Source organism: Streptomyces sp. NBC_00654 (assembly GCF_026341775.1).
Lineage (GTDB): Bacteria > Actinomycetota > Actinomycetes > Streptomycetales > Streptomycetaceae > Streptomyces.
Window position 1 is genome coordinate 1,239,684 of the sequence record NZ_JAPEOB010000001.1, and the last position, 23,204, is coordinate 1,262,887.

Here is a 23,204-nt window from a genome sequence, read left to right on the forward strand (position 1 = left end):
GCGCACGGGCCGGGGCGCGTACGGGCCCGGCGTACTGACGGGGGAGGGGAGCGCCCGACCGGTGCCGTGGGCCCGCTCAGTAGTCTGAACCCCGTTCGGCACTGATCTCGGGGGACATCGCATGGAACACCTACGCCAGGACGACCCTGCCCGGATCGGGCCGTACGTCCCGCTGGCCGCGCTGGACGCCCGGGACAGCGGCCGCCCCGTCCCCGACCGCCGCTATCTCGCCCGCGCGGCCGACGGCGACCGCACCGTCCTCGTCTGTGTCCCGCGCCCCGACGCCGACCCGGCGCGGTGGGCCGAGGAGGCGCGGCAGGCGCTCCGGCTGTCCGTACCGCGCTTCCTCCCGGTAGCGGAGGCGGCGTACGACCCGGCCGGACTCCCCTGGTACGCGGCGCCCTACACACCCGTCCTGCCCCTCCCCGCCGCGCTGGCGGCCCACGGGGGACCGCTGCCGGAACGATTCGTCCGTGCCCTCGGGGCGGCCCTGGCGGACGCCCTCGCGGTGGCCCACGCCCAGGGGGTGACCCATGCCGGGGTGTCCCCGTCGGCCGTCCTGCTCACGGCGGACGGGCCGTGGCTGGCCGGATTCGGCGCGGTGCGCGCGGCGGGGCCCGACGGCACGGCGCGCGTGGGCCCGGCCGCTTCGGAGCCCGGCGGCCTCGCCCCGGAGCAGCTCACGGGCGGCCGCCCGCGCCCCCTCGGTGATGTGTACGGGCTGGGAGCGGTGCTCTCGTACGCGAGCACCGGTCATGTGGTGCCCGAGAGCGCGGAACTGCCCGCCGCCCTGCGCCCGTTGATCACCGCCTGTCTGGCCCGCGACCCGGCCGCCCGCCCGGACGCGGCACGCCTCGCCGCCGGACTGGGAGCGGGGGCCGCGGGCTTCCCGGGGCCGGGGACAGGCGCGGGTACCGGGCCGGGGCCGGGGGCGCCCGAGGCCACCGTGCTCGACGCCGCCTTCCCCGTACCGCTGCCCGCGCGGGTCGTCGCCGAGCTCGTCCGGCAGTCCGCCGCGGCCCTCGCGGCCGGGCTTCCCCTGTCCACCACCGTTCCTACCGCCCGGGGCTGACGGCCGATGTTCTCTCCGCTCACCCACGACGACCCGCACTCCCTCGGCGGCCACCGCCCCCTCGCCCGGCTCGGCGGCGGCGGCATGGGCACCGTCTATCTGGCCCGCTCCGGCGGCGGGCGCACCGTGGCCCTGAAGACGATGCACGCCCGCATCGCGTCCGACCCCGCCTTCCGTACCCGCTTCCGGCTGGAGACCGAGGCCGCCCGCGTCATCGGACCCGTCCACGGCGCCAGGGTCTTCGAGGCCGACCCCGCCGCCGAAACCCCCTGGCTGGCAACGGAGTACGTCCTCGGCCCACCGCTCGACGAGGCGGTGCGGCTCGCCGGGCCCCTGCCCGAAGCGGCGGTACGGGCCCTGGGCGCCCTGCTGTGCGCGGCCCTGACCCAGCTGCACCTGTCGGGCGTCGTCCACCGTGACCTCAAGCCGTCCAACATCATGCTCACGGCGGACGGCCCCAAGGTGATCGACTTCGGCATCGCCCGCGCCCTCGGGGACGAGCGGCTGACCCGTACCGGAGCGGCCGCCGGTACGCCCGCGTACATGTCCCCGGAACAGGCCACCGGCCAGGAACACACCTCGGCCGGTGATGTGTTCGCCCTCGCGGGGGTGCTCACCTGGGCCGCGAGCGGACGCGGTCCCTTCGGCTCCGGTCTGCCCGCGGACCTGCTCTACCGGGTCCGTTACACCACCCCCGACCTCACCGGCGTGCCCGCGGCCCTGGTTCCCGTGCTGGCCCGCTGCCTGAGCAAGGACCCGGCCGGCCGGCCCGCCACCACGGCGCTCGCGGCCGAACTCGCCCCGCCCGCAGGTCACTTCGCCGACCAGCTGCCCGAGGCCCTGCTCATGGAGATGGCCCGTCGCGCGGCGGCGGTCTGGGCCGTCACCCCCCACCGCCTGCCACCGCCCGCCGGACACGAGCACGAGCACGGCCCCGGTCCCGGGCACGAGCACGGCCGCGGTCCCGCGCTCGCCGGGACGGCCGCGGACGGGGCGAAGTCCGGCATGTCCCGCCGCCGGGTGCTCGCCCTGGGAGGTGCCGGACTGCTCGGCGCGGCCGGGGTGGCGGCGGGGGCCCGGTATCTGACGGGGGCCGACGACGACGGCCCGGAGAAGGGCGCCGCCGGCCGGACCCCCTCCAAGGGCCCCGCCTGGGACCAGCTCTGGCAGGTGCGGGCCGACTACGGGATCAGCCCCCGCGTACCACCGGCTCCGCTCCTCCTGGAAAAGCTCGTCGTGGTCGCCGACAGTGCCAGCACGCTCCAGGCGCTGGACCCGAAGACCGGCAAGGCCCAGTGGACGGACCTCGACACGTACCGCTTCCACCAGGTCACCAGCGACGGCGAACAGATCTACGCCATCGAGTTCCCCTTCGAGGAGACCGACCCGCTGACCATCGGCACGGTGGGGCTCGGCGACGGGAAGCTCACCACACCCTTCGCCCGGCTTCCCGGCCTGCGGGGACGGTTCTTCGAGAACCAGCTGCTCTGTGTCGCGGACGGCACCCTGTACGTGGTCGGGGGCCGGGGACCCTATTCGACGGACGGATTCCTCAAGGCCCAGACCTGGTCGCTGCTGGCGCTCGACAGCCGTACGGGAGCGACCCGCTGGTCCCGGCCGCTGCCCGCGCGGCCGGACGGGTCCGAACCGCTGCACTTCCTGACGGCACAGGCCCGGGGCCGGTATCTCGTCCTCGTCCAGCAGTCCGCGAAGGGCGGGATCAGCCTGGTCGTCCGCGACACCCGTACCGGGCGGCAGCTCTGGAACCGGCCGCTCGACGGGGACCGGCCCGCCTTCGCCCGGGCCCGCTTCGCGGTCGACGACCAGCATGTCTACACGGGATCCGGCGGACTCCTCGCACTCCGGCTGGCCGACGGCGCCCAGGCGTGGCGGTACGCGAGCGGGCGTGCCGGGGCCGCCTACAGCCCGCCGGCCGTCGAGGGCGGTGTGGTGTACGCGGTGGAGCAGGACCGGGGCGTCGTCGCGGTCGGGGCCGGTGACGGGAAGCCGCGCTGGACGGAGAAGGGCCGCGCCGACACCGGGACCGTCCTGGACGTGCCCCCCGCCGTGAGCGGCGGCCGGGTCTACAGCGCGTCCGCGTCGGGGCTGACCGTCACGGACGCGCGTACCGGCGTCTCGGCCCGCCCCTACAAGGCCGCGGTCGGCCGGTACTTCCCGCACGAGGGCTCGGGCACGCTCGTCGCGCTCGGCGACGCGTACGCGGCCGCGTACCCCCTGGGCTGAACGCACCGGCCCTCTCGCGCCTCCGGGCGCGGAGCGGCCCCGTACCGCCGTGCCCCGTACCGCTGTACCCCGCACCGCGTCACCCCCTCCGTCACCGCACTCACGGAAAGCACCGCTGAAACATGAAGCCCCTGGAAACCGGCGACCCGATCCGACTCGGCCCGTACCACCTGCGCGGCGTGCTGGGGGAGGGCGGCATGGGCAAGGTGTACGTGGGACAGGACGGGCAGGGGCGTGCCGCCGCCGTGAAGGTCCTGCACTCCCACCTGGCGCACGACCGGAATCTGGCGCAGCGCTTCGTCCGCGAGGCCCGGATGGCGCAGGCCGTCACCGGTGAGGGAGTGGCCCGGGTGCTGGACACCCGGACCGAGGGCGGGCGCCCCTGGATCGCCACCGAGTTCCTCATCGGCCCGGACCTGGACGAGGCGGTCCGCGCGTACGGTCCGCTCGACGAGTCCGGGGTCCGGGTCCTGGCGGTGGCGCTGGCCCGCGCGCTCCAGGACATCCATGCCGCCGGTCTCGTCCACCGCGACCTGAAACCCGCCAACATCGTCCTCACCTCGGCGGGCCCCCGGATCATCGACTTCGGCATCGCCCGCCCCGAGCACGGGTTCACCCTGACGGTGACCGGCCAGGTCCCGGTCACACCGGGATACGGCGCCCCCGAGCAGGCGCTCGGCCGGCGCGTGGGTCCGGCGGCGGACGTCTTCTCGCTCGGCGCCGTGCTCGTGTACGCGGCGAGCGGGCAGCGCGCGTACGAGGGGGCGCACGTCGCGGCGGTGCAGTACGAGGTGGTCCACGGGGAACCGCGGCTGGACCGGGTCCCTCCCGTGCTGCGGCCCCTGATCGCGCCGTGTCTGGCCAAGGACCCCGCGCACCGGCCCGTGCCGGAGCAGCTGGCCGGGGCCTTCGACCCGCCGCGCGGCGCCGACCGCGTCTGGCGGCAGGGCCCGCTCGCACAGGACGTCTCGGCGCGCGAGCGCAGCCTCCATGAGCTGACCACCACCGTGCCGGGCCGGGGCGCCGCCGCCACCGTCACCGGGGGGCCGGTGACGCGCCGCCGTCTGCTGACCGCGCTGGCGGTCGGCGGGGCGGTGGCGGCGGCCGGTGGCGGCGCGGTGTGGTGGAGCGGACGGGAGAGCGACGGGGACCCGTTCGCCATACCGCCCGCCGTGCCGACGCCGAAGCTGCGCGCCCTGTCCACGGTGCGGGGCGACTATGTGAACGGGGAGACCCCGAAGCCGCTGTGGACCGTCGCCACGGCGGTCGACGCGAAGACCCCGGCGCCCCTTCCGGTACGCGATGTGATCGTCGCCGGGGCGAAGGGCGGCGGTCTCGTGGCGCGGAGCGTCGTCGACGGTTCGGAGAAGTGGAAGGCGCCCGGCGTCACGGCGGGCAGCCGCTATGTGTCGCTCTCCGGAAGGCTGGTGGCCGCGGCCGACCGGAAGGGCGTGCTCCGTACGTTCGTCGCCTCGACGGGTGAACCGAAGTGGACGGCGGACGCGGAGGTCTCCTCCGTCCTGGCCGCCGACGACGACGCGGTGTACGTGGTCACCGGGGACGGCCGGGTGCGTGCCGTCGGCCGGTCCGACGCGAAGGTGCGCTGGACCGCCGAGGCCGGGATCTCCCTCACCGCCGGGTCCGGGGCGCGCGGTGCCACCGCGCCGGGCCGTCTGATCGTCGTCGGGGGCGGCGGCGTGGCGGCGTTCGCCACCGGCGACGGGCGCCGGGAGTGGGTCCGGCGCGGGCAGTCCACGGGCCGCCCCGGACTCGCCGTCTCGGGGGACACCGTCGTCGTGAGCGGCAACCGTCTGGCGGCGCTGGACGCCGGCGACGGCGAGGAGCGCTGGGCCGTGGACACCTTCGGGAAGGTGCGGGGGGTGCCGGTCTCCTCGGGCCCGCCGACCCTTCACGGCACGCATGTGTACGCGGCCGTCACCGGATTCCCCCGGCGGCTGGGAATCGCCGACGGAAAGCCCACCGACTGGACCTACGAGGGGCTGGTCCAGTGCGATCCGCCCAGCCCGCTCCTCGTCCAGGGCCACGGCTTCTGGTCGGTGGCCGTCAACGCGAAGGCCGGCGGCATCAACGTGCTGGATCTGGATCTTGAGCGGGAGCCATGGGTGTTCCGCCTGATCAGGAACGTCGACCGCTACTGGATCACGGCCGACGGCGGACGGGTCTTCCTGCTCGACGGGGCGTCGCTCACCGCGCTGCCGGTCTTCTGAGCGCACCCTTTCCGACAAGCCGTCGGTAAATTGTTGCGCGGGGCGCGGTGGGCGTGGTCACATGGAGTGGAGATCTGGTTAGGTCTACCTAACCACGCCCTCCAGTGGAGCCCGGGAGGCATCCATGCCGACGTCCGAGCATGAAGCGCGGCCGCAGCCGCAGCCGGCGCAGTCCCCGAAGCCGCGGACGACGCCGTCCGCCCTGTCGATGAAGGATCTGCTGGCCTCCTGCGCGGCGGCCACGGCGGTGTCGACACCGCCCGCGTGCGCGGAGGGCGAACCGGACGGCGGAGCGGTGACCGGGGTGCGGCGCGACGCGGCGTAGGGCCTCGCCCGGATCATCCCGGCAGGGCGGCCCGGAGGCCGGTGGGGGCGGAGGCCCAGGTGCCCGGCCCTCTGTCACGGGGCGACGGCGCCCGGTGCGCCACGGGACGACGGCCGGTGCGCTACGGGACGACGACGACCTTGACGCCGACGGTCGCGAACGTCCACACCGCCTCGCCGTCCGCCCGCGTCATCCGCACGCCGCCGGTCTTCGAGGTCGGGTCCGGGCTCTCCATGGAGCCGTCCTGCGCCGCGCTGAAACCCACGACCACATCGCCGACGTTCACGAACCGCACCACGTGCTCGATCAGCACGCCGTCCGAGCCCTGGACGCTGCCGGAGCGCGAGGTCACCCCGTACGTCCCGGGCAGCGGGCTGACGGTGCTCGGCATCACGGCGAACGTCCGCTCCGCCTTCTCCTTCGCGTTCACCAGCCACACCCGGCGGTCCTTGAGCGCGTAGACGACGCGCGCCCCGGTGCCGGAATCGGCCGGGACGGCGAGCGGGCGCACCGGCTTCCCGGGCTTCGTGGAGGGGTGGGGCGAGGCGGAGGCCGAGGCCGAGGCGGACGCCTTCGGGGTGACGGAGGCCACCGACTCCGGCGCGTTCGCCGATGCCTGGTAGGCGAGGAAGCTGACCACGGCAACGGCCGCCGCAGTGAGCCCGGCCACGATTCCCGAGCTTCCTCTTGCCACCGTGAGCTCCCCTTTCGCACGCCACCCAGGGCATGTCATACAAGCGTTTACGTCGTATACGCGTATCCACGGTGACGGTAGCAGCCGGGGCGGGGCTGATCGGTACGACGGACGGGCGCCGTGCCTTTGTCGGCGGAGCCGTAGGCTGTTTGCGTGCTCTTGCTCGCTGTGGATACCGCCACCCCCGCCGTCACCGTCGCCCTTCACGACGGGAGATCCGTCATCGCGGAGTCCGGTCAGGTCGACGCCCGCAGGCACGGGGAACTGCTGCTGCCCGCCGTCGACCGGGTCCTCGCCGAGGCCGGGGTGAAACTCGACGCCGTGACCGGTCTGGTCGTCGGCGTGGGCCCCGGCCCGTACACCGGGCTCCGGGTCGGCCTGGTCACCGCCGCGACCTTCGGCTCCGCCCTCTCCGTACCGGTGTACGGGCTGTGCACGCTGGACGGCCTCGCGTACGCCGCCGGGCTCGCCGGGCTGGAGGGCCCGTTCGCCGTGGCGACGGACGCCCGCCGCAAGGAGGTCTACTGGGCGCGGTACGAGGACTCCCGTACCCGTACCGGTGAACCCGCCGTCGACCGGCCGGCCGACATCGCCGGACAGCTGGCGGGTCTGCCCGTGGTCGGGGCGGGCGCGGTGCTGTATCCCGAGGCGTTCGGCGACGCCCGCGGACCCGAGCATGTCTCGGCCGGGGCGCTGGCCGCGCTCGCCGCCGAGCGGCTGGCCGCCGGGGCCGAGCTGCTGCCGCCGCAGCCGCTCTATCTGCGCAGGCCCGACGCGCAGGTGCCGAAGAACTACAAGGTGGTCACCCCCAAGTGAGGACCACGGCCGCTGTGCTGCGCGAGATGCGCTGGTGGGACATCGAACCGGTGCTGGAGCTGGAGCACGAGCTGTTCCCGGACGACGCCTGGTCGCCCGGCATGTTCTGGTCCGAGCTGGCGCACTCCCGCGGTCCGGGGGCCACCCGCCGTTATGTCGTCGCCGAGGACCCGGCCACCGGGCGGATCGTCGGCTACGCGGGACTGGCCGCCCTCGGCGACCTCGCCGACGTCCAGACGATCGGGGTGATCCGTGAGTACTGGGGCGGCGGTCTGGGCTCCGAACTCCTCACCGATCTGCTGAAACACGCCACGGCCTTCGAGTGCGCCACGGTGCTCCTCGAAGTCCGCGTCGACAACACCCGGGCGCAGAAGCTCTACGAACGCTTCGGATTCGAGCCGATCGGCTTCCGGCGCGGCTACTACCAGCCGGGCAACATCGACGCGCTCGTCATGCGCCTCCACGTACAAGAAACTGAGACTGACTGATGGCTGACGAACCGCTCGTACTCGGCATCGAGACCTCCTGCGACGAGACCGGCGTGGGCATCGTGCGCGGGACGACGCTGCTCGCGGACGCCGTCGCGTCCAGCGTCGACACGCACGCCCGCTTCGGCGGGGTCGTCCCGGAGATCGCCTCCCGCGCCCATCTGGAGGCGATGGTCCCCACCATCGAGCGCGCCCTGAAGGAAGCCGGGATCAGCGCCCGTGACCTGGACGGCATCGCGGTCACGGCCGGTCCCGGGCTCGCCGGGGCGCTGCTCGTCGGCGTCTCGGCGGCGAAGGCGTACGCGTACGCCCTGAACAAGCCGCTCTACGGGGTCAACCACCTCGCCTCGCACATCTGCGTCGACCAGCTGGAACACGGCCCGCTGCCCGAGCCGACGATGGCGCTGCTGGTCAGCGGCGGGCACTCCTCGCTGCTGCTGGCCCCGGACATCACGAACGACGTACGGCCGCTGGGCGCGACCATCGACGACGCGGCGGGGGAGGCCTTCGACAAGATCGCCCGGGTGCTGAACCTCGGCTTCCCCGGCGGCCCGGTCATCGACCGGCTGGCGAAGGAGGGCGACCCGAAGGCGATCGCGTTCCCGCGCGGGCTGAGCGGGTCGCGCGACCCGGCGTACGACTTCTCCTTCTCCGGCCTCAAGACCTCGGTCGCCCGCTGGATCGAGGCGAAGCGGGCGGCGGGCGAGGAGGTGCCGGTACGGGACGTGGCGGCGTCGTTCCAGGAGGCCGTGGTGGACGTGCTCACCCGCAAGGCCGTCCGGGCGTGCAAGGACGAGGGCGTCGACCACCTGATGATCGGTGGCGGGGTCGCGGCCAACTCGCGGCTGCGGGCGCTGGCCGAGGAGCGCTGCGAGCGGGCCGGTATCCGGCTGCGGGTGCCCCGGCCGGGGCTCTGCACGGACAACGGGGCGATGGTCGCGGCGCTGGGCGCGGAGATGGTGGCCCGCAACCGGCCCGTCTCGGACCTGGGGCTGTCGGCGGACTCCTCGCTTCCGGTGACCGAGACCCATGTGCCCGGCGAGCCCGGCCACGGACACGGCGATGGCGATGGTCACAGCCACGGGCACGGACACGGCCACACGCACGATCACGACCATGTGCACGAGATCAGCAAGGACAACCTGTACTCATGAGCGATTCGACCGTCGCGCTGATGTGGGAGGCCCGCGCCACCGAGGGGCGGGGCGCCGAGCTGCTGGAGTGGGCACGGGCCCGGACGGGCGAGCTGGCCCGCGAGCCGCTCCGCAGCGAACTGCTGCGCGCCCCCCAGGACCGGGTCCTGGTGATCACCTGGTGGGCGGGGGAGTACGGGGACGAGCTGCCCGAACTCCCCGAGCCGGACGCCGGCCTGATCACCCGGGCGGTGCACCGCTGGCGCTTCGAGTCCCTCGGCTGATCAGCCCCTCGATGATCGCGTCGAGTTCGTCGGCGACCTCGTAGTCGGCGGCGTACTCGCGCCACCGGTCCTTGATCGCCGTGAGGCGCGGCAGTGTGTCCGCGTCCTCGGCGGTGACCATCTCGGGGAAGTACCGCGTGCTCGGCGGGTTCTCGGCCCGGCGGGCCGCCGCCCTGCGGAAGACCAGGTCGCCGTAGACGTAGCTCCAGATCGTCCGGTAGGCGCGCACCGAGCGGGCGGGGGAGAGGCCGCAGTCGAGCGCGGAGCCGATGATCTCCTCCACCATCCACAGCGCGTTCCTGTCGGTCAGCTCGCCCAGCGCCAGGATGTCCAGCACCCACGGCATCCGGCCGAGGATGTCGTGCATGTGCACGGACACGGCGAGCAGCCGCGCGCGCGGGTCCGCGGGCAGCTCGGGCCGCGGGAAGGCGGCCGCGGTGCCGGACAGGGTGAGCATCAGCAGCTCGTCCTTGTCCTTCACGTAGTGGTAGAGCGCCATCGGCGTGCTGCCGAGCTCCTTCGCCACCCGCCGCATGCTCAGGGCTCCGACGCCCTCTTCCTCGATGATCCGGCGCGCGGTGGCGACCATCGCGTCCGGGTCCAGCCTGCGGGGCCGTCCCACGGATCGCTTCTTCGCCGGTGGTTCCTTCTCTGTGCCTGACACCGGGGCATTGTCTCCCGCGCCCGTCACATCTCTCCCCCTGGGGCCGTTGTGGCTCATGTCTTCCTCAGTGCGTCCGTGATTAATTTTTATACACGTATAGTAATTTCTGGGCCGAGAGATGTGAGAGAAGGGGAAGTCGTGAACAGTGACGCGAAGCAGGTGCGTTGGCTGCTTGTCGTGGCGCTCACCGTGCAGTTCCTGGTGTCGTTGGACATGTCCGTGGTGAACGTGGCGCTGCCCGACATCCGCAGCGATCTCGGTTTCGGCCGGGACGGGCTGCTGTGGGTCGTGAACGCCTACGCCCTGGCCTTCGGCGGGCTGCTCATGCTCGGTGGGCGCCTCGCCGACCTGATCGGCAGCCGCCGCGTCCTGACCGCGGGCCTGGTGCTGTTCGGGGTGGCGAGCCTGGCGGGCGGTCTGGCGCAGTCGCCGGGCGCGCTGGTCGCGGCACGGGCGGTGCAGGGGGCCGGCGCGGCGGCGCTCGCCCCGGTGGCCTTCGCCCTGATCGCCCTCGCCTTCCCGGCCGGACCCGCCCGCTCGCGCGCCCTGGGGCTGTGGGGCATGGCCGGTGCGGCGGGCGGCGCGGTCGGCGTGCTCGCGGGCGGGCTGCTCACCGACGCGGCGGGCTGGCGGTCCGTGATGCTGGTGAACGTGCCGATCGTGGTCTTCGCGCTGGCCGCGTCGGTGCGTACGGGCCTCACCGCCCGGCCCGTCCGGACCGGGGCCCGGCTCGATGTGACGGGGGCGCTGCTGGCCACCGCCGGTACGACGCTGCTGGTCCTCGGGCTGGTACGGACCGCGGACCACTCCTGGGGCTCCGCCACCACGCTGGGCACGCTCGGCGCCGCGGTGCTGCTGCTGGCGGCCTTCATCGCCGTCGAACTGCGGACCGCGTCGCCGCTGCTGCGGCCGGGCCTGCTGAAGGGGCGGCCGGTGCTGACGGCGAACCTGTTCTGCCTGCTGCTGTCCTCGGGCCAGTTCGCCGCGTTCTACTTCGTCTCGCTCCACCTCCAGCTGGTGCTGGGCTACGGGCCGACGGCGGCCGGTGCCGCGTTCCTGCCGTTCTGCGTGGGCGTCGTGGCGGGCTCGGTCCTCGCCACCCGTACGGTCGCGACGCTCGGCACCCGGCGGCTGCTGGCCGCCGGCGGGGCGATCGCCGCGCTCGGCATGGCCGGGTTCGCGGCGACGGCCACGGCGGACGGCGGCTTCCTCCACTCGATCCTCGGCCCGTCCCTGGTGACGAGCTTCGGCGTCGGCCTGTGCTTCGTACCGCTCGGCACGGCCGCCACCACAGGTGTCGTACCCGGCGAGACGGGCATGGCGTCCGGGCTGCTCAACAGCGCCCGCCAGGTCGGCGGCTCGCTGGGCCTCGCGGTCCTGGTCACCGTCGCCGCCCAGGTGACCGGCGGCGGCTCCGGGCGCCCCGAACTGGCCGCCGGCCACGCGGCGGCCTTCTGGGTCTGCGCGGGGCTCCTGGCGGCGGCCGCGCTGGCGGCGCTGGTGCTGCTCCCCGCGGGTGAGCGGGCCTCGGCCCCGGCCGAGCCGGAGGGGGCGGCGGGCGTGTCCTGATGAGTCCGGGGGGTGCCGGAGGTCTACCTTCCACAGCATCCGGCGCCCCGCCGGCCGGTCCGAGGAGGAGACGGCCATGCAGAAGATCAGGCCATGCCTGTGGTTCGACAACCAGGCGGAGGAGGCGGCCGGCCACTATGTGTCCGTCTTCGGGGGCGACTCCCGGATCGTGGACATCGCCCACTACACCGAGGCGTCCCCCGGCGTGACCGGCTCGGTGATGACCGTGGAGTTCGTCCTCGCGGGCCAGGAGTACATCGCGCTCAACGGCGGCCCGGAGTTCTCGTTCACCGAGGCGGTCTCGCTCTCCGTCGACTGCGCCGACCAGGCCGAGGTGGACCGCCTGTGGGACGCGCTCTCCGAGGGCGGCGAGGAGAGCATGTGCGGCTGGCTCAAGGACAAGTACGGGCTGTCCTGGCAGATCGTCCCGCGCGTGCTGGGAGAGCTGCTCGGCGGCCCGGACAGGGCCAGGGCCGAGCGGGTCATGACGGCCATGCTGGGCATGCGGAAGCTGGACGTCCAGGCGCTGCGCGACGCGTGACCGGCGGGCGGGCGCGGCCTCCTGGACCGTGTGGCCCGCCCCGTCCGTCCGGATCGGCCCGCAGCGTGCGGGTGAGTGCCGCGCCGGAGCCCTTCCGCCCGCCGGTAGTGTCTGGGGCATGTCACGCCGCTCGCCGTTGCCGCCGCCCCCGCCGCCTGTGGAGATCCGCTCCTGGCCCGACCGCGAGACGCTGCTCGCCGACCGTGACGTGGTCCTCGGCGAGCTGGTCAGGATGCATGTGGGGAGGGGCCGGCTCGGGCTGCTGTGGATGTGGGGGGCGCTCGCCGCGCTCGGCTGGTCCTTCGTGGGGACCGCGCTCATCATGTTCGAGGAGACGTACGACGTGTTCAGCGCGATCGGCGCGCTCGTCGCCCTCGTCCTCGGCTTCGCGCTCCTGGTGCCGTCCGGCATCTTCGTGTCGCTGGGCCTGGGCCGGGACCGGAAGGTCCGTCAACTGCTCCTGGAATGGGGCGCGCTGGACCGCGATCCGGTCCGCGACCGGCGGCTGCGGCTTCCCGGGACCAGCCTCGCCTGGCTGCTGATGTCCTTCGCGCTGTGCGCGGTCGGCCTGTTCGCGTGCACGGCCGCGCCGGCGGGTGCCGCGGCCGAGGACCCGTACGGGCTGCTGGTCCTGGTGATGGGCGTCGGCCTGATCGCCTGGGTGATCGGTCTGATCGGCATCACCAAGGCGCTCACGCACCGCCGTTGGGTGGTACGGGTCCTGATGGGCGCCGCTTCCCGGCCGCCGGTGCCGGCGGCCGGCGGGGCGCCCCGCTGACGCGCCACCGGCTCACCCGCCGACGGGGTGGCCGATCAGCATCGTCGGGGCACCGGCCACCCGGGTCAGGAACACGGTGGCCGAATGGGGCCCCTGGAGCTTCATGCGCCGCCGCAGCTCCTCGGGTTCGACGGCCGAACCGCGCTTCTTGACGGTCAGGACGCCGACCTCCCGCTCCCGCAGCAGGGCCTTGAGCTTCTTCATGCCGAACGGGAGCCGGTCGGTGATCTCGTACGCCGTCGTGTACGGCGAGGTGTACGCCGTGTCGCTCGTGATGTACGCGATCGTCTCGTCGATCAGCCGCCCGCCGCACCGCTCCACGATGTCGGCGACCAGATGGGCGCGGATGACCGCGCCGTCCGGCTCGTACAGATAGCGGCCGACCGGGCCGACCGGCGGGGCGGGCAGCGGGGCCGCCGCAGTGAGGGTCGCCGCCGAGGGCAGGAGCGTGGCCCGGTACGAGCCGGGCGTGAAGCCCTCGCCGAACCAGAGCACCGCCTCCTTCACATCGCCGCCGTCCGAGATCCACTCCGCCTCGGCCTGCGGCCCGATCGCCTCGTGCGGGACGCCGGGGGCGATCTTCAGCGCCGCCCTGGGGGCCTTCAGCGCGGCCGCGGTCGCCCACGACAACGGCGGTGAGTACGCCTCCGGGTCGAAGATCCGGCCCCGCCCCCCGCGCCGGGCGGGGTCGACGAAGACCGCGTCGTACGCGGATGTGCCGATCTCCGTGACATCGGCGCACCGGACCTCGATCAGGTCCGCCAGCCCGAGCGCCTCGGCATTGGCGCGGGCGACCTCGGCGGTCAGCGGGTCGCGGTCCACGGCGAGCACCCGGATCCCGGCGCGCGCCAGGGCGATCGCGTCGCCGCCGATCCCGCAGCACAGGTCCGCCACGCTCCGTACGCCGAGCGAGGCGAACCGTCCGGCGCGGTGGGCGGCGACCGATGTACGGGTGGCCTGCTCCACACCGTTGGGCGTGAAGAACATCCGGTACGCGTCCTCGGCGCCGAACTTCGCCACCGCCCGCTGCCGCAGCCGCGCCTGCCCCAGCGCCGCCGACACCAGATCCGCCGGGTGCGTACGGCGCAGCCGGGTGGCGGTGGCCAGCTCCTGCGCGGGGTCGTGGTCCCGCAGCGCGGCCAGGAGTCCGGTGCCCTCCGGCGTACGCAGGGCGGCGAAGGCGGCGAGCGGGTCCGTGGGGCCGGCGGGACCGGTGGGGGTAGGTGCGTTCACCCGGTCCATTGTGAGCCAGGTTCCGTGTGAGCCAGCCGGGGGACCGGGCGGTTCCGGCGGCGGTGTCGGGGTGGGGGCCCGGTGACGGGCTGGCAGGATGCGGCGCCATGCAGCCAGTAAGACAAAAGGAAAAATTGGCCACGAAGAGGCGCGGACCGGGCTCCTTGGTTCTGGCGGCGCTGCTGGTCGCCGTGATCGGCTCCGGATGCGCCGCCGGCCCGGACGGCGGCGGCGCGGGCGCCCCGGACAAGCGGGACGGGCCCGGCGCCGGACAGCCGGGCGGACCGGCCCAGCAGGCCGGACCCGCCCGCGCCCCGGACACGCGCGCCCAGGAGGCCAAGCGGAAACAGGCCGCCCGTGCCGCCGCGGCGAAGAAGTGGGGGCTGGCCGGGGTCCCGCTGGCGGCCCCGGCGCCGCCCGTGGTGAAGCCGCGTATCACCACCCGCGAGGGCTTCGAGGTCACGGACGGCGACGCGCTGCCTCCCGTCTTCACCACCGTTCCCACCAAGGAGCGGATCGTCTTCCTCACCATGGACGACGGCGCGGAGAAGGACCCCGAGCTGCTGCGGATGATGACGGAACTCGACATCCCGTACAGCGCGTTCCTCAGCGACTACGTCATCGACGACGACTACGGCTACTTCGCGCAGATGCAGAAGCGCGGCGTCACCCTCAACAACCACACGCTGAACCACCGCTATCTGCCCGGCCTCTCGTACGGCGAGCAGAAGAAGGAGATCTGCGACCAGCAGGCCAACATCGAGAAGCGCTACGGGAAGCGGCCCACGCTCTTCCGGCCGCCGTACGGCAACTACAACCGCGACACCCTGGCCGTCGCGAAGTCCTGCGGGGTGACGGCCGTGCCCCTGTGGTCCGCCGAGGCGTTCCCCGACCACATGGAGTGGCGCGAATGGGACCGGGACCTGCACCCGGGCGACATCATCCTCACCCATTTCCGCGGGCGCGAGGACTGGAAGGGCTCCATGCCGGACATGATCCGACGGGTCATGAAGACGATCACCGACAAGGGGTACGCGGTGGCCAGGCTGGAGGACTACGTATGACGCGCGCGCACCGGCTGCTGGCCGGGCTGCTGACGGCCGGTGCGCTCCTCACCGTCACCGCCGGGTGCGCGCAGTCGGTGGACCCGATCGAACGGCTGGGACGCAAGGCGGCCCAGCAGATGGGCGGCCGGTCGCCGTCACCGAAGTCCGCGGTGCTCAGGGGGACCCGCGGCGCGTGCGGTCAGCGGCCGCTCGCCGCGCGGTCCCCGGCACGGTCCTCCGCGCCCCCTGCGGCGCGGCCCTCCGCGGCACGGTCCCCCGCACGACGCGAGGGTGGTGAATTGGCACTCCGCTTGACCGAGTGCTAATCGCGGTCATAGTCTCAGGTCTGGCACTCCCCTCTGGAGAGTGCCAGCACCACTGTGCGGCAGGGCAGGTCCGGCACCCGCGACGACGGATCGACCTGGTCGCCACCCAAAGACTGTTAAACCCCGTGAGATCTCCGAAGGGGGAGACCGGATCGTGTCGACCACCAGCACCAAGGTTGCGATCAAGCCGCTTGAGGACCGCATTGTGGTCCAGCCGCTCGACGCCGAGCAGACCACGGCTTCTGGCCTGGTCATTCCGGACACCGCCAAGGAGAAGCCCCAGGAGGGCGTCGTCCTGGCCGTGGGCCCGGGTCGCTTCGAGAACGGCGAGCGCCTTCCGCTCGACGTCAAGACCGGCGATGTCGTTCTGTACAGCAAGTACGGCGGCACCGAGGTGAAGTACAACGGCGAGGAGTACCTCGTCCTCTCGGCCCGCGACGTGCTCGCGATCGTCGAGAAGTAATTCACCCACGTTTGCTTCTGTTCTGCGCCCCTGGCCCCCTGCGAAATAACTAGCCGGGTGGTGAGGGGCGCAGTTCGTTTTGAGAGGGAAGAACAGCCCATGGCGAAGATTCTGAAGTTCGACGAGGACGCCCGTCGCGCCCTTGAGCGCGGCGTCAACAAGCTTGCCGACACGGTCAAGGTGACGATCGGCCCCAAGGGCCGCAACGTCGTCATCGACAAGAAGTTCGGCGCTCCCACCATCACCAACGACGGTGTCACCATCGCGCGTGAGGTCGAGCTCGACGACCCGTACGAGAACCTCGGTGCCCAGCTCGTGAAGGAGGTGGCGACCAAGACCAACGACGTAGCGGGTGACGGCACCACCACCGCCACCGTGCTGGCCCAGGCGCTCGTCCGCGAGGGTCTGCGCAACGTCGCCGCGGGCGCCTCCCCGGCCGCCCTGAAGAAGGGCATCGACGCCGCGGTCAAGGCCGTGTCCGAGGAGCTCCTCGCGACCGCCCGTCCGATCGACGACAAGTCCGACATCGCCGCCGTGGCCGCGCTCTCCGCGCAGGACACCCAGGTCGGCGAGCTCATCGCGGACGCGATGGACAAGGTCGGCAAGGACGGTGTCATCACCGTCGAGGAGTCCAACACCTTCGGTCTGGACCTCGAGTTCACCGAGGGCATGGCCTTCGACAAGGGCTACCTGTCCCCGTACATGGTGACCGACCAGGAGCGTATGGAGGCCGTCCTCGACGACCCGTACATCCTGATCCACCAGGGCAAGATCGGCTCCATCCAGGAGCTGCTCCCGCTGCTGGAGAAGGTCATCCAGGCCGGTGGCTCCAAGCCGCTCCTGATCATCGCCGAGGACGTCGAGGGCGAGGCGCTCTCCACCCTCGTCGTCAACAAGATCCGCGGCACCTTCAACGCCGTCGCGGTGAAGGCCCCGGGCTTCGGCGACCGCCGCAAGGCCATGCTCGGTGACATCGCCACCCTCACGGGTGCGACCGTCATCGCCGAGGAGGTCGGCCTCAAGCTCGACCAGGCCGGTCTGGACGTGCTGGGCACCGCCCGTCGCGTGACCGTCTCCAAGGACGACACGACCATCGTCGACGGCGGCGGCGACACGGCCGACGTCAAGGGCCGCGTCAACCAGATCAAGGCCGAGATCGAGTCCACGGACTCCGACTGGGACCGCGAGAAGCTCCAGGAGCGCCTCGCGAAGCTGGCCGGCGGCGTCTGCGTGATCCGCGTCGGTGCCGCCACCGAGGTGGAGCTCAAGGAGAAGAAGCACCGTCTGGAGGACGCCATCTCCGCGACCCGCGCCGCGGTCGAGGAGGGCATCGTCTCCGGTGGTGGCTCCGCTCTGGTCCACGCCGTCAAGGTCCTGGAGGGCAACCTCGGCAAGACCGGCGACGAGGCCACGGGTGTCGCGGTCGTGCACCGTGCCGCCGTCGAGCCGCTGCGCTGGATCGCCGAGAACGCCGGCCTCGAGGGCTACGTCATCACCTCGAAGGTCTCCGAGCTCGACAAGGGCCAGGGCTTCAACGCCGCCACCGGCGAGTACGGCGACCTGGTGAAGGCCGGCGTCATCGACCCGGTCAAGGTCACCCGCTCCGCCCTGGAGAACGCCGCGTCCATCGCGTCGCTGCTGCTCACGACCGAGACCCTGGTCGTCGAGAAGCCGGCCGAGGAAGAGGCCGAGGCCGGTCACGGCCACGGTCACTCCCACTAGTACGCCGTAGTACGCCGTTCCGGTACGGCAGCGCGCCGTACCGGAACGAGAACCACCGAGGCCCGGTATCCCCGTCGCGGGGGCACCGGGCCTCGGTGCGTCGTGCCCGGAGCCTCACGCCGAGTGGGGCAGCACTCCCGGCGTCACCGGATCCGCGAACGGCAGCCCCCGGGCGAAACGTTCGAGCTCGTCCAGGGACCGGTCGGCCATCCGGTACAGCTCATTGCCGAGCGAGCCCGCGATGTGCGGGGTCAGCAGGACGTTCGGCAGGTCGTACAACGGGGAGTGCGACGGCGGGAGTTCGGGCTCCGTGACGTCCAGCACCGCGTGCAGCCGCCCGCTCACCAGCTCCGGCAGCAGCGCCTCCTCGTCCACCAGCGAACCCCGCGCCGTGTTGATCAGCGTCGCCCCGTCCGGCAGCAGTGCCAGCTGCTCCGCGCCGATGAGGTGGTGGGTGGCCGGGAGCTGCGGCGCGTGGACGGAGAGGACCGAGCTGCGCGCGCACACCTGCGCCAGCGACGCGGACCCGACCCCCAGCGCGGCGGCCTCCTCCTCGGAGAGGTACGGGTCGTAGAGCACCACGTCCAGATCGAACGGGCGCAGCAGCTCGATCACCCGGCGGCCGATGCGGGAGGCTCCGACGATGCCGACGGTCCGGCGGTAGTTGCCGGTGCCGTCCAGTTCGTCGCGCCAGTCGTGGTCGGCGCGCAGTGTGCGGTAGCGCTGGGCGGCGTGCAGGACGCGCTTGTTGGCGAACAGGATCGCGGCCACCGTGTACTCGGCGACCGGCAGCGCGTTCGCCGCCGCGGCGGAGGTGACGGTGATCCCGCGCTCCCAGCACGCGTCGGTGATGTGGTGCTTCACCGATCCGGCGGCGTGCACGACGGCGCGCAGCCGCGGGGCGGCGGCCAGTACCTCGGCGGTGAGCGGGGTCGCTCCCCAGCAGGTGAACAGCACCTCGGCCTCGGCGAGTGCGGCGGCCACCTCGGGTGTCGGAGCGGCCAGGTCATGGCCGACGAGCCGGGTGTCCGTGCGGGTGAGGGCGGCCAGCCGGGTGTGGTGGCGTTCGGCGAGGAGGCGTTCGGCGATGCCGGGGGCCATCGCCAGCAGGGCTTTCGGCCGGTTGTCAGTGGCGTGGGGCATGGTGGGACTCGTACTCCTCAGGGCTCGCGCGGGCGGTCCGGCGGTCACTTGACGCTTCCGGCGGTCAGACCCGCCTTCCAGTGCCGTTGCAGCGAGACGAAGGCGACGATCAGGGGGATGACGGCGAGGAGGGAGCCGGTGACGACGAGCGGGTAGAAGCTCGGCTCGCCGTGCGTGTTGGTGTTCCAGGAGTACAGACCGAGGCTCAGCGGGAAGAGCTTGCGGTCCGACAGCATCACCAGGGGGAGGAAGAAGTTGTTCCAGATCGCGGTGAACTGGAAGAGGAAGACCGTCACGAAGCCCGGCATGACCATGGGCAGACCGATCGACCAGAAGGTGCGCAGCTCGCCCGCCCCGTCGATCCGGGCGGCCTCCAGCGCCTCGTTCGGGATATAGCCGGTGCAGAACACCCGTGCGAGATATACGCCGAACGGGTTGACCAGCACCGGGATCAGCACCGACCAGTAGGTGTTGACCAGGCCGATCTCGGAGGCCAGGAGATACATCGGCAGGGCCAGCGCGGTGGTGGGCACCAGCACGCCCATCAGGACCAGGCCGAACAGCTTCTCCTTGCCCCGGAATTCGTACTTGTCGAAGGCGTAGCCCGCGGCCACACAGATCAGCGAGCAGACGATGGCGCCGCCACCGGCGTACAGGAGGCTGTTGAGGTACCAGCGGAAGTAGATGCCGTCGCCGTAGGAGGCGAGGTTCGACAGGTTCTCGCCGAGGTTGAAGCCGTCGAAGGAGAACGCGCTGCCCGCGAGCAGGTCCCCGGTGTCCTTCGTGGCGGCGGTGACCAGCCAGACGAGGGGGAAGAGCATGTAGACGACCGCGAGGAGCAGGAAGCCGTTGACCGCGGTTCTGGACATCCAGCGGCTGGGGCGGGTCGATGAGTTCATGCCTTCTTGCCCTTCCGGCCGGTGAAGCGGGTGACGACGAAGGAGAGCAGCGCGGCGGTGAGGGCCAGCAGGATGGAGGCGGCCGCGGCGAGCCCGTAGTCGTTGCGCTCGAAGGCCGCGGTGTACGCGTACATGTTCGGTGTCCAGGTGGAGGAGACGGCCGAGCCCGTTCCCTTGTTGAGGATCAGCGGTTCGGTGAACAGCTGGAGCGAGCCGATGATCGTGAACAGCGCGACCATCGCCACGGAGGCGCGGATCAGCGGGATCTTGATGGACAGGGCGATCCGCCAGGCGCCGGCGCCGTCGACCGTGGCCGCTTCGAGTACGGAGCGGTCGATGGCCTGGAGCGCGGCGTAGAAGATCACCATGTTGTAGCCGAGCCATTCCCACAGCGCGATGTTGACGATGGAGGGAAGAGCGCCTTCGGGGGAGAAGAAGTCGAAGCCGATCCCGCCGTGCTCCATGGCACTGACGACCGGGCTGAGCTGGGGCGTGTAGAGGTACACCCAGATCAGCGCGGCGATGATGCCGGGCACGGCGTGCGGCAGGAAGAGCGCGAGCTGGAAGAACCGGCGGGCGCGGGCCAGCGTGGAGTCCAGCAGCAGGGCGAGGGCGAGGGCCCCGATGAGCAGCAGCGGAATGTAGAAGAGGCAGTATCCGAGCAGAACGACGAAGCCCTCGCGGAAGGCCCGGTCGCCCAGGGCCGCCGCGTAGTTGTCGAGGCCGCTGAAGACGGTCTCGGTGCCGCCGAAGCCCAGTCCGGACTGCTTCTCGGTGAACAGGCTGAGCCAGACCGCGTATCCGATCGGCACGAGCATGGCCAAGGTGAACAGTACGAAGAAGGGCCCCAGCAGGACGGCGGCGGCTCTGGATGTCCGGGCGCGCTTCATCAGCCGGCGTCCTCGACCTTCAGGCCGCGCTTCTTGAGCTCGGCGACAGTGGCGTCATGGCCCGCCTTCACCGCTTCGGAGATCGTCGAACCGCCGCTGGCGACCTTGCCGAACTGGTCCTTGATCACGGTGTTGGAGGTGCCGGTCGTCGGGCCCCAGGCCCAGTTCTGGCCGATGGACGTCGCGGCGCCCTCGAACACCTGGTAGATGTCCGTGCCGCCGTAGAAGCTCGCGTCGAAGGCCTTCTTCGCCACGGGGCGCAGCTCGGCCGCGGCCGGGAAGGCGCTCGACGTACCGGACTCGATCCGGGCCTTGATGCCGTCCTCGGTGGTGGACATCCAGGTCGCGAACTCGACGGCGGCCTCGGCCTTCTTGCTGTTCTTCGACACCGCGAACGTGGAGCCGCCGAGCATGCCGCTGGCCGGCTTGCCGTCCCAGCTGGGCATCGGGGCGACCGCCCACTTGCCGCTCTGCTCGGGCAGCGTGCCCTTCAGGACACCCGCGCCCCAGGCGGCGCCGAGGTAGCCGACGGTGCCGCCGTTCTTGAGGGAGTTGGTCCACTCCGGGCTGAAGGAGGCGTTGGCCCGGATCAGGTCGTCGTCGAGCAGTCCCTGCCAGTAGTCGGCGACCTTGGTGGTGGCCGCGTCCGTGGTGGAGACCTTCCAGGTGTCGCCCTCGGCCTTGTACCACTGGGCCCCGGCCTGCCAGGCCATCGCCTGGAAGGTGGTCGGGTCGTCGGGGAAGAAGGTGCCGATACGGGCCTTCTTGTCGGCCTTCTTGACCTCTTCGGCGGCTTTGCGGAAGCCGTCCCAGGTGGTGGGGACCTCGACGCCGTACTTCTTGAACAGGTCCTGGCGGTAGTAGAACGCCTGCGGCGAGGCGTCGAAGGGGACGGCCCAGTTCTTGCCGCCCAGCGTGGTCAGCTCCACCGCCTGCGGCAGCAGCTTCTTCTTGACGTCGTCGGTGACGTACTGGCTGATGTCCTGGAGGGCGCCCTGGCTGACGAACTCGGGCAGCTGCGGGTACTCGATGCTGACCAGGTCGGGGGCGTTGCCCGCCTTCACCGCGTTGGAGATCTTGGCGTAGCCGCCCGCGTTGCCGGAGGGGATCTCCTCGTAGACGACCTTGATGTTCTTGTGCGAGGCGTTGAACGCGTCAACGACCTCCTTGGATCCCTTGGCCCAGCCCCAGAAGGTGATGCTGACGGGCTTCCCGTCGCTTCCGGGGGCTGCGGAGTCGTCACCGCTGCCGCCGCAGGCCGTGAGAACGGCGAGGGCGGTGGCGGCGCCGACTATGACATGGGACGTTCTGCTCCGACTGCGGCTCACAGCGTGGCTCCTGAACAGGCGACGACATTGGCGTTGGCCGTGATCCTTGAACCAGCCGTGACCGAAGTCAAGAGCGAAAGATTGATTGATCGAAAAAAGATCAAATAAGTTACGAACGGAAGTGGTCGAGGAGACCGCGCGAGGCCTACCCCAGGGGGGCTCCGCAGGAGGACCTGACCCGCAGTTCGGGGAGCAGCGACAGATGCCGGCGGGGCGCGGCACCGCCCGTGCCGCGGGCCTGCGCCAGCCGCTCCACCAGCAGTTCCGTGGCGTGCCGCCCCACCTCGCGCTTCGGCGGCGCCACCGCGGTGAGCGGGGTGTCGGCGAGGGCCGCCACCTCGTCGTCGTACGCGATCAGGGCCAGGTCCTCCGGCACCCGTACACCCAGCTCGGCCAGGCGCTGCACCACCTGGATCGCGTCCACGTCGTTGTGGATCAGCGCCGCCGTGGCCACCCCGGAGGTGACCGCGTCGCGCAGGGCCAGCACCGCGTCCTCGAAGCCGTCCGGGGCCAGCTCGGCCGGTACGGAATCGATCACGTCCTGCGGGGCGCGCAGCTTCAGCACGCTCAGCGCCTCCTCGTACCCGGACCGCACGGCGACCGCCGTCGGGGAGTCCGCGCGGGCCATCAGCAGCGGCGCGCCGTGGCCCAGTCCCACCAGGTGGCGCACGGCCAGCAGCACCCCGTGCCGGTGGTCCGAGCAGACCCTGTCCAGGGCGTCGAGCGGGGAGCCGGCGGCGGGCTGCCGCTCCAGCAGCACGGTGGGCACGGGCAGCGAGGTGATCCAGTCGCCGAACGCCGCCGGGTCGCCGGGCCGCCGCCACCCGGGCGCGACCAGCATGCCCTCGGCGCCCGCCGCGAGCAGGCCCTCGGTGCGGGCGTGGTCCTCCTCCGGGCGGTAGTCGGAGATCCGCAGGATCAGCCGGGCGCCGGCCCGCGCCGCCGCCTCGTGCGCTCCACGGATCACCTCGGCGAAGTAGTACGTCGCGGAGGGCGCGAGCATGCCGAGGACCATCCCGCCCCCCGGACCGGCGGCACCCGGACCGGGGGCCGCGGCGGGCGCGGGCGTGGCGTCCCGCGGCCAGGACACGGAGCCGTGCACCCGGTCGAGCAGGCCCCGTACCGCCAGATCCTCCACGTCCCGGCGGGCCGTGACGGGGGAGACCCCCAGCAGGGAGGCCAGATCCGAGACGCGGGCCGAGCCCCGTTCACGGACCAGGTCCAGCAGTCGGTCATGACGTTCAGCAGCACTTTCGCGCACGGCGGCAGTCCCCTCGCAATGTGTGGCGCGGTCCCCGGTCCGGCGGTTCCCGGAGCC

The 23,204-nt window shown here is 72.4% G+C and carries 23 protein-coding genes; 15 read left to right on the forward strand and 8 right to left on the reverse strand.

Translation table 11 applies throughout. The features are described 5' to 3' along the window. Positions 1–121: 121 nt before the first annotated feature. The 4 genes from OHA98_RS05515 (at position 122) to OHA98_RS05530 (ending at position 5,869) form a co-directional block, all read left to right on the forward strand. Complete coding sequence (locus OHA98_RS05515; RefSeq protein ID WP_266922974.1) at positions 122–1,072, forward strand: serine/threonine protein kinase; 951 nt, start codon at positions 122–124, stop codon at positions 1,070–1,072. A gap of 6 nt (positions 1,073–1,078) precedes the next feature. Then, positions 1,079–3,316, forward strand: a complete 2,238-nt coding sequence (locus tag OHA98_RS05520; protein ID WP_266922975.1) for a serine/threonine-protein kinase — start codon at positions 1,079–1,081, stop codon at positions 3,314–3,316. Positions 3,317–3,438: 122 nt separating this feature from the next. Then, positions 3,439–5,544, forward strand: coding sequence for a serine/threonine-protein kinase (locus OHA98_RS05525; protein WP_266922976.1), 2,106 nt, complete (start codon positions 3,439–3,441; stop codon positions 5,542–5,544). A gap of 124 nt (positions 5,545–5,668) precedes the next feature. Continuing rightward, positions 5,669–5,869, forward strand: coding sequence for a hypothetical protein (locus OHA98_RS05530; protein ID WP_266922977.1), 201 nt, complete (start codon positions 5,669–5,671; stop codon positions 5,867–5,869). A 121-nt stretch (positions 5,870–5,990) separates the two neighbouring features. On the opposite strand, the gene OHA98_RS05535 is transcribed toward OHA98_RS05530, so the two are convergent. Continuing rightward, a complete protein-coding gene (locus tag OHA98_RS05535) occupies positions 5,991–6,539 on the reverse strand; it encodes a hypothetical protein (protein WP_266922978.1) in 549 nt (182 codons plus the stop codon). 177 nt (positions 6,540–6,716) lie between these two features. On the opposite strand from OHA98_RS05535, the gene tsaB reads away from it, so the two are divergent. Genes tsaB through OHA98_RS05555 form a run of 4 tightly spaced genes read left to right on the forward strand, consistent with a single transcriptional unit; the run spans position 6,717 to position 9,284 of the window. Further along, positions 6,717–7,379: a tRNA (adenosine(37)-N6)-threonylcarbamoyltransferase complex dimerization subunit type 1 TsaB gene (gene tsaB / locus OHA98_RS05540; RefSeq protein ID WP_266922979.1), complete on the forward strand. Its 663-nt coding sequence runs from the start codon at positions 6,717–6,719 to the stop codon at positions 7,377–7,379. Then, positions 7,376–7,867, forward strand: coding sequence for a ribosomal protein S18-alanine N-acetyltransferase (rimI, locus tag OHA98_RS05545; protein WP_266922980.1), 492 nt, complete (start codon positions 7,376–7,378; stop codon positions 7,865–7,867). Before tsaB ends, rimI begins: the two co-directional genes overlap by 4 nt. After that, positions 7,867–9,021: a tRNA (adenosine(37)-N6)-threonylcarbamoyltransferase complex transferase subunit TsaD gene (gene tsaD / locus OHA98_RS05550; protein WP_266922981.1), complete on the forward strand. Its 1,155-nt coding sequence runs from the start codon at positions 7,867–7,869 to the stop codon at positions 9,019–9,021. Before rimI ends, tsaD begins: the two co-directional genes overlap by 1 nt. Beyond that, a complete protein-coding gene (locus tag OHA98_RS05555; RefSeq protein WP_266922982.1) occupies positions 9,018–9,284 on the forward strand; it encodes a hypothetical protein in 267 nt (88 codons plus the stop codon). The genes tsaD and OHA98_RS05555 overlap by 4 nt, the downstream gene beginning before the upstream one ends. Here the strand turns inward: OHA98_RS05555 and OHA98_RS05560 are convergent. After that, a complete protein-coding gene (locus OHA98_RS05560) occupies positions 9,241–9,948 on the reverse strand; it encodes a TetR/AcrR family transcriptional regulator (protein WP_266922983.1) in 708 nt (235 codons plus the stop codon). The two genes, OHA98_RS05555 and OHA98_RS05560, sit on opposite strands and share 44 nt — an antisense overlap. Positions 9,949–10,086: 138 nt before the next feature. Here OHA98_RS05560 and OHA98_RS05565 point away from each other — a divergent pair, with 138 nt between their 5' ends. The 3 genes from OHA98_RS05565 (at position 10,087) to OHA98_RS05575 (ending at position 12,836) form a co-directional block, all read left to right on the forward strand. Continuing rightward, on the forward strand, positions 10,087–11,517 hold the full coding sequence (locus tag OHA98_RS05565; protein WP_266922984.1) for an MFS transporter: 1,431 nt from the start codon (positions 10,087–10,089) through the stop codon (positions 11,515–11,517). Positions 11,518–11,593: 76 nt separating this feature from the next. Next, positions 11,594–12,058: a VOC family protein gene (locus tag OHA98_RS05570; protein WP_266922985.1), complete on the forward strand. Its 465-nt coding sequence runs from the start codon at positions 11,594–11,596 to the stop codon at positions 12,056–12,058. 118 nt (positions 12,059–12,176) lie between these two features. Then, on the forward strand, positions 12,177–12,836 hold the full coding sequence (locus tag OHA98_RS05575) for a hypothetical protein (protein ID WP_266922986.1): 660 nt from the start codon (positions 12,177–12,179) through the stop codon (positions 12,834–12,836). 12 nt (positions 12,837–12,848) lie between these two features. Here OHA98_RS05575 and OHA98_RS05580 read toward each other — a convergent pair whose 3' ends face one another. Then, complete coding sequence (locus OHA98_RS05580) at positions 12,849–14,078, reverse strand: methyltransferase domain-containing protein (protein ID WP_266922987.1); 1,230 nt, start codon at positions 14,076–14,078, stop codon at positions 12,849–12,851. Positions 14,079–14,176: 98 nt separating this feature from the next. Between OHA98_RS05580 and OHA98_RS05585 the strand changes: the two genes are divergently transcribed. The 4 genes from OHA98_RS05585 (at position 14,177) to groL (ending at position 17,626) form a co-directional block, all read left to right on the forward strand. Further along, positions 14,177–15,133 (forward strand): polysaccharide deacetylase family protein, encoded by a 957-nt coding sequence (locus tag OHA98_RS05585; protein ID WP_266922988.1) that lies wholly within the window; start codon positions 14,177–14,179, stop codon positions 15,131–15,133. Beyond that, entirely contained in the window at positions 15,130–15,441 is a 312-nt protein-coding gene (locus OHA98_RS05590) for a hypothetical protein (protein ID WP_266922989.1), read from the forward strand. Before OHA98_RS05585 ends, OHA98_RS05590 begins: the two co-directional genes overlap by 4 nt. A gap of 154 nt (positions 15,442–15,595) precedes the next feature. Beyond that, positions 15,596–15,904 carry a co-chaperone GroES gene (gene groES / locus OHA98_RS05595; protein ID WP_185299054.1) on the forward strand — a complete coding sequence of 103 codons (309 nt, stop codon included), beginning with the start codon at positions 15,596–15,598 and terminating at the stop codon, positions 15,902–15,904. A gap of 99 nt (positions 15,905–16,003) precedes the next feature. Continuing rightward, complete coding sequence (gene groL / locus OHA98_RS05600; RefSeq protein ID WP_266922990.1) at positions 16,004–17,626, forward strand: chaperonin GroEL; 1,623 nt, start codon at positions 16,004–16,006, stop codon at positions 17,624–17,626. A gap of 114 nt (positions 17,627–17,740) precedes the next feature. On the opposite strand, the gene OHA98_RS05605 is transcribed toward groL, so the two are convergent. The 5 genes from OHA98_RS05605 to OHA98_RS05625 form a co-directional block, all read right to left on the reverse strand. Beyond that, positions 17,741–18,769 (reverse strand): hydroxyacid dehydrogenase, encoded by a 1,029-nt coding sequence (locus OHA98_RS05605; protein ID WP_266922991.1) that lies wholly within the window; start codon positions 18,767–18,769, stop codon positions 17,741–17,743. A 44-nt stretch (positions 18,770–18,813) separates the two neighbouring features. Then, entirely contained in the window at positions 18,814–19,668 is an 855-nt protein-coding gene (locus tag OHA98_RS05610; protein WP_266922992.1) for a carbohydrate ABC transporter permease, read from the reverse strand. Continuing rightward, a complete protein-coding gene (locus OHA98_RS05615; protein WP_266922993.1) occupies positions 19,665–20,558 on the reverse strand; it encodes a carbohydrate ABC transporter permease in 894 nt (297 codons plus the stop codon). Before OHA98_RS05615 ends, OHA98_RS05610 begins: the two co-directional genes overlap by 4 nt. Beyond that, positions 20,558–21,886 (reverse strand): ABC transporter substrate-binding protein, encoded by a 1,329-nt coding sequence (locus tag OHA98_RS05620; protein WP_266922994.1) that lies wholly within the window; start codon positions 21,884–21,886, stop codon positions 20,558–20,560. The genes OHA98_RS05615 and OHA98_RS05620 overlap by 1 nt, the downstream gene beginning before the upstream one ends. 145 nt (positions 21,887–22,031) lie before the next feature. Then, the gene (locus OHA98_RS05625; RefSeq protein WP_266922995.1) at positions 22,032–23,147 is read right to left on the reverse strand and encodes a substrate-binding domain-containing protein; all 1,116 of its coding nucleotides are present in this window, start codon (positions 23,145–23,147) and stop codon (positions 22,032–22,034) included. Positions 23,148–23,204: the final 57 nt, after the last annotated feature.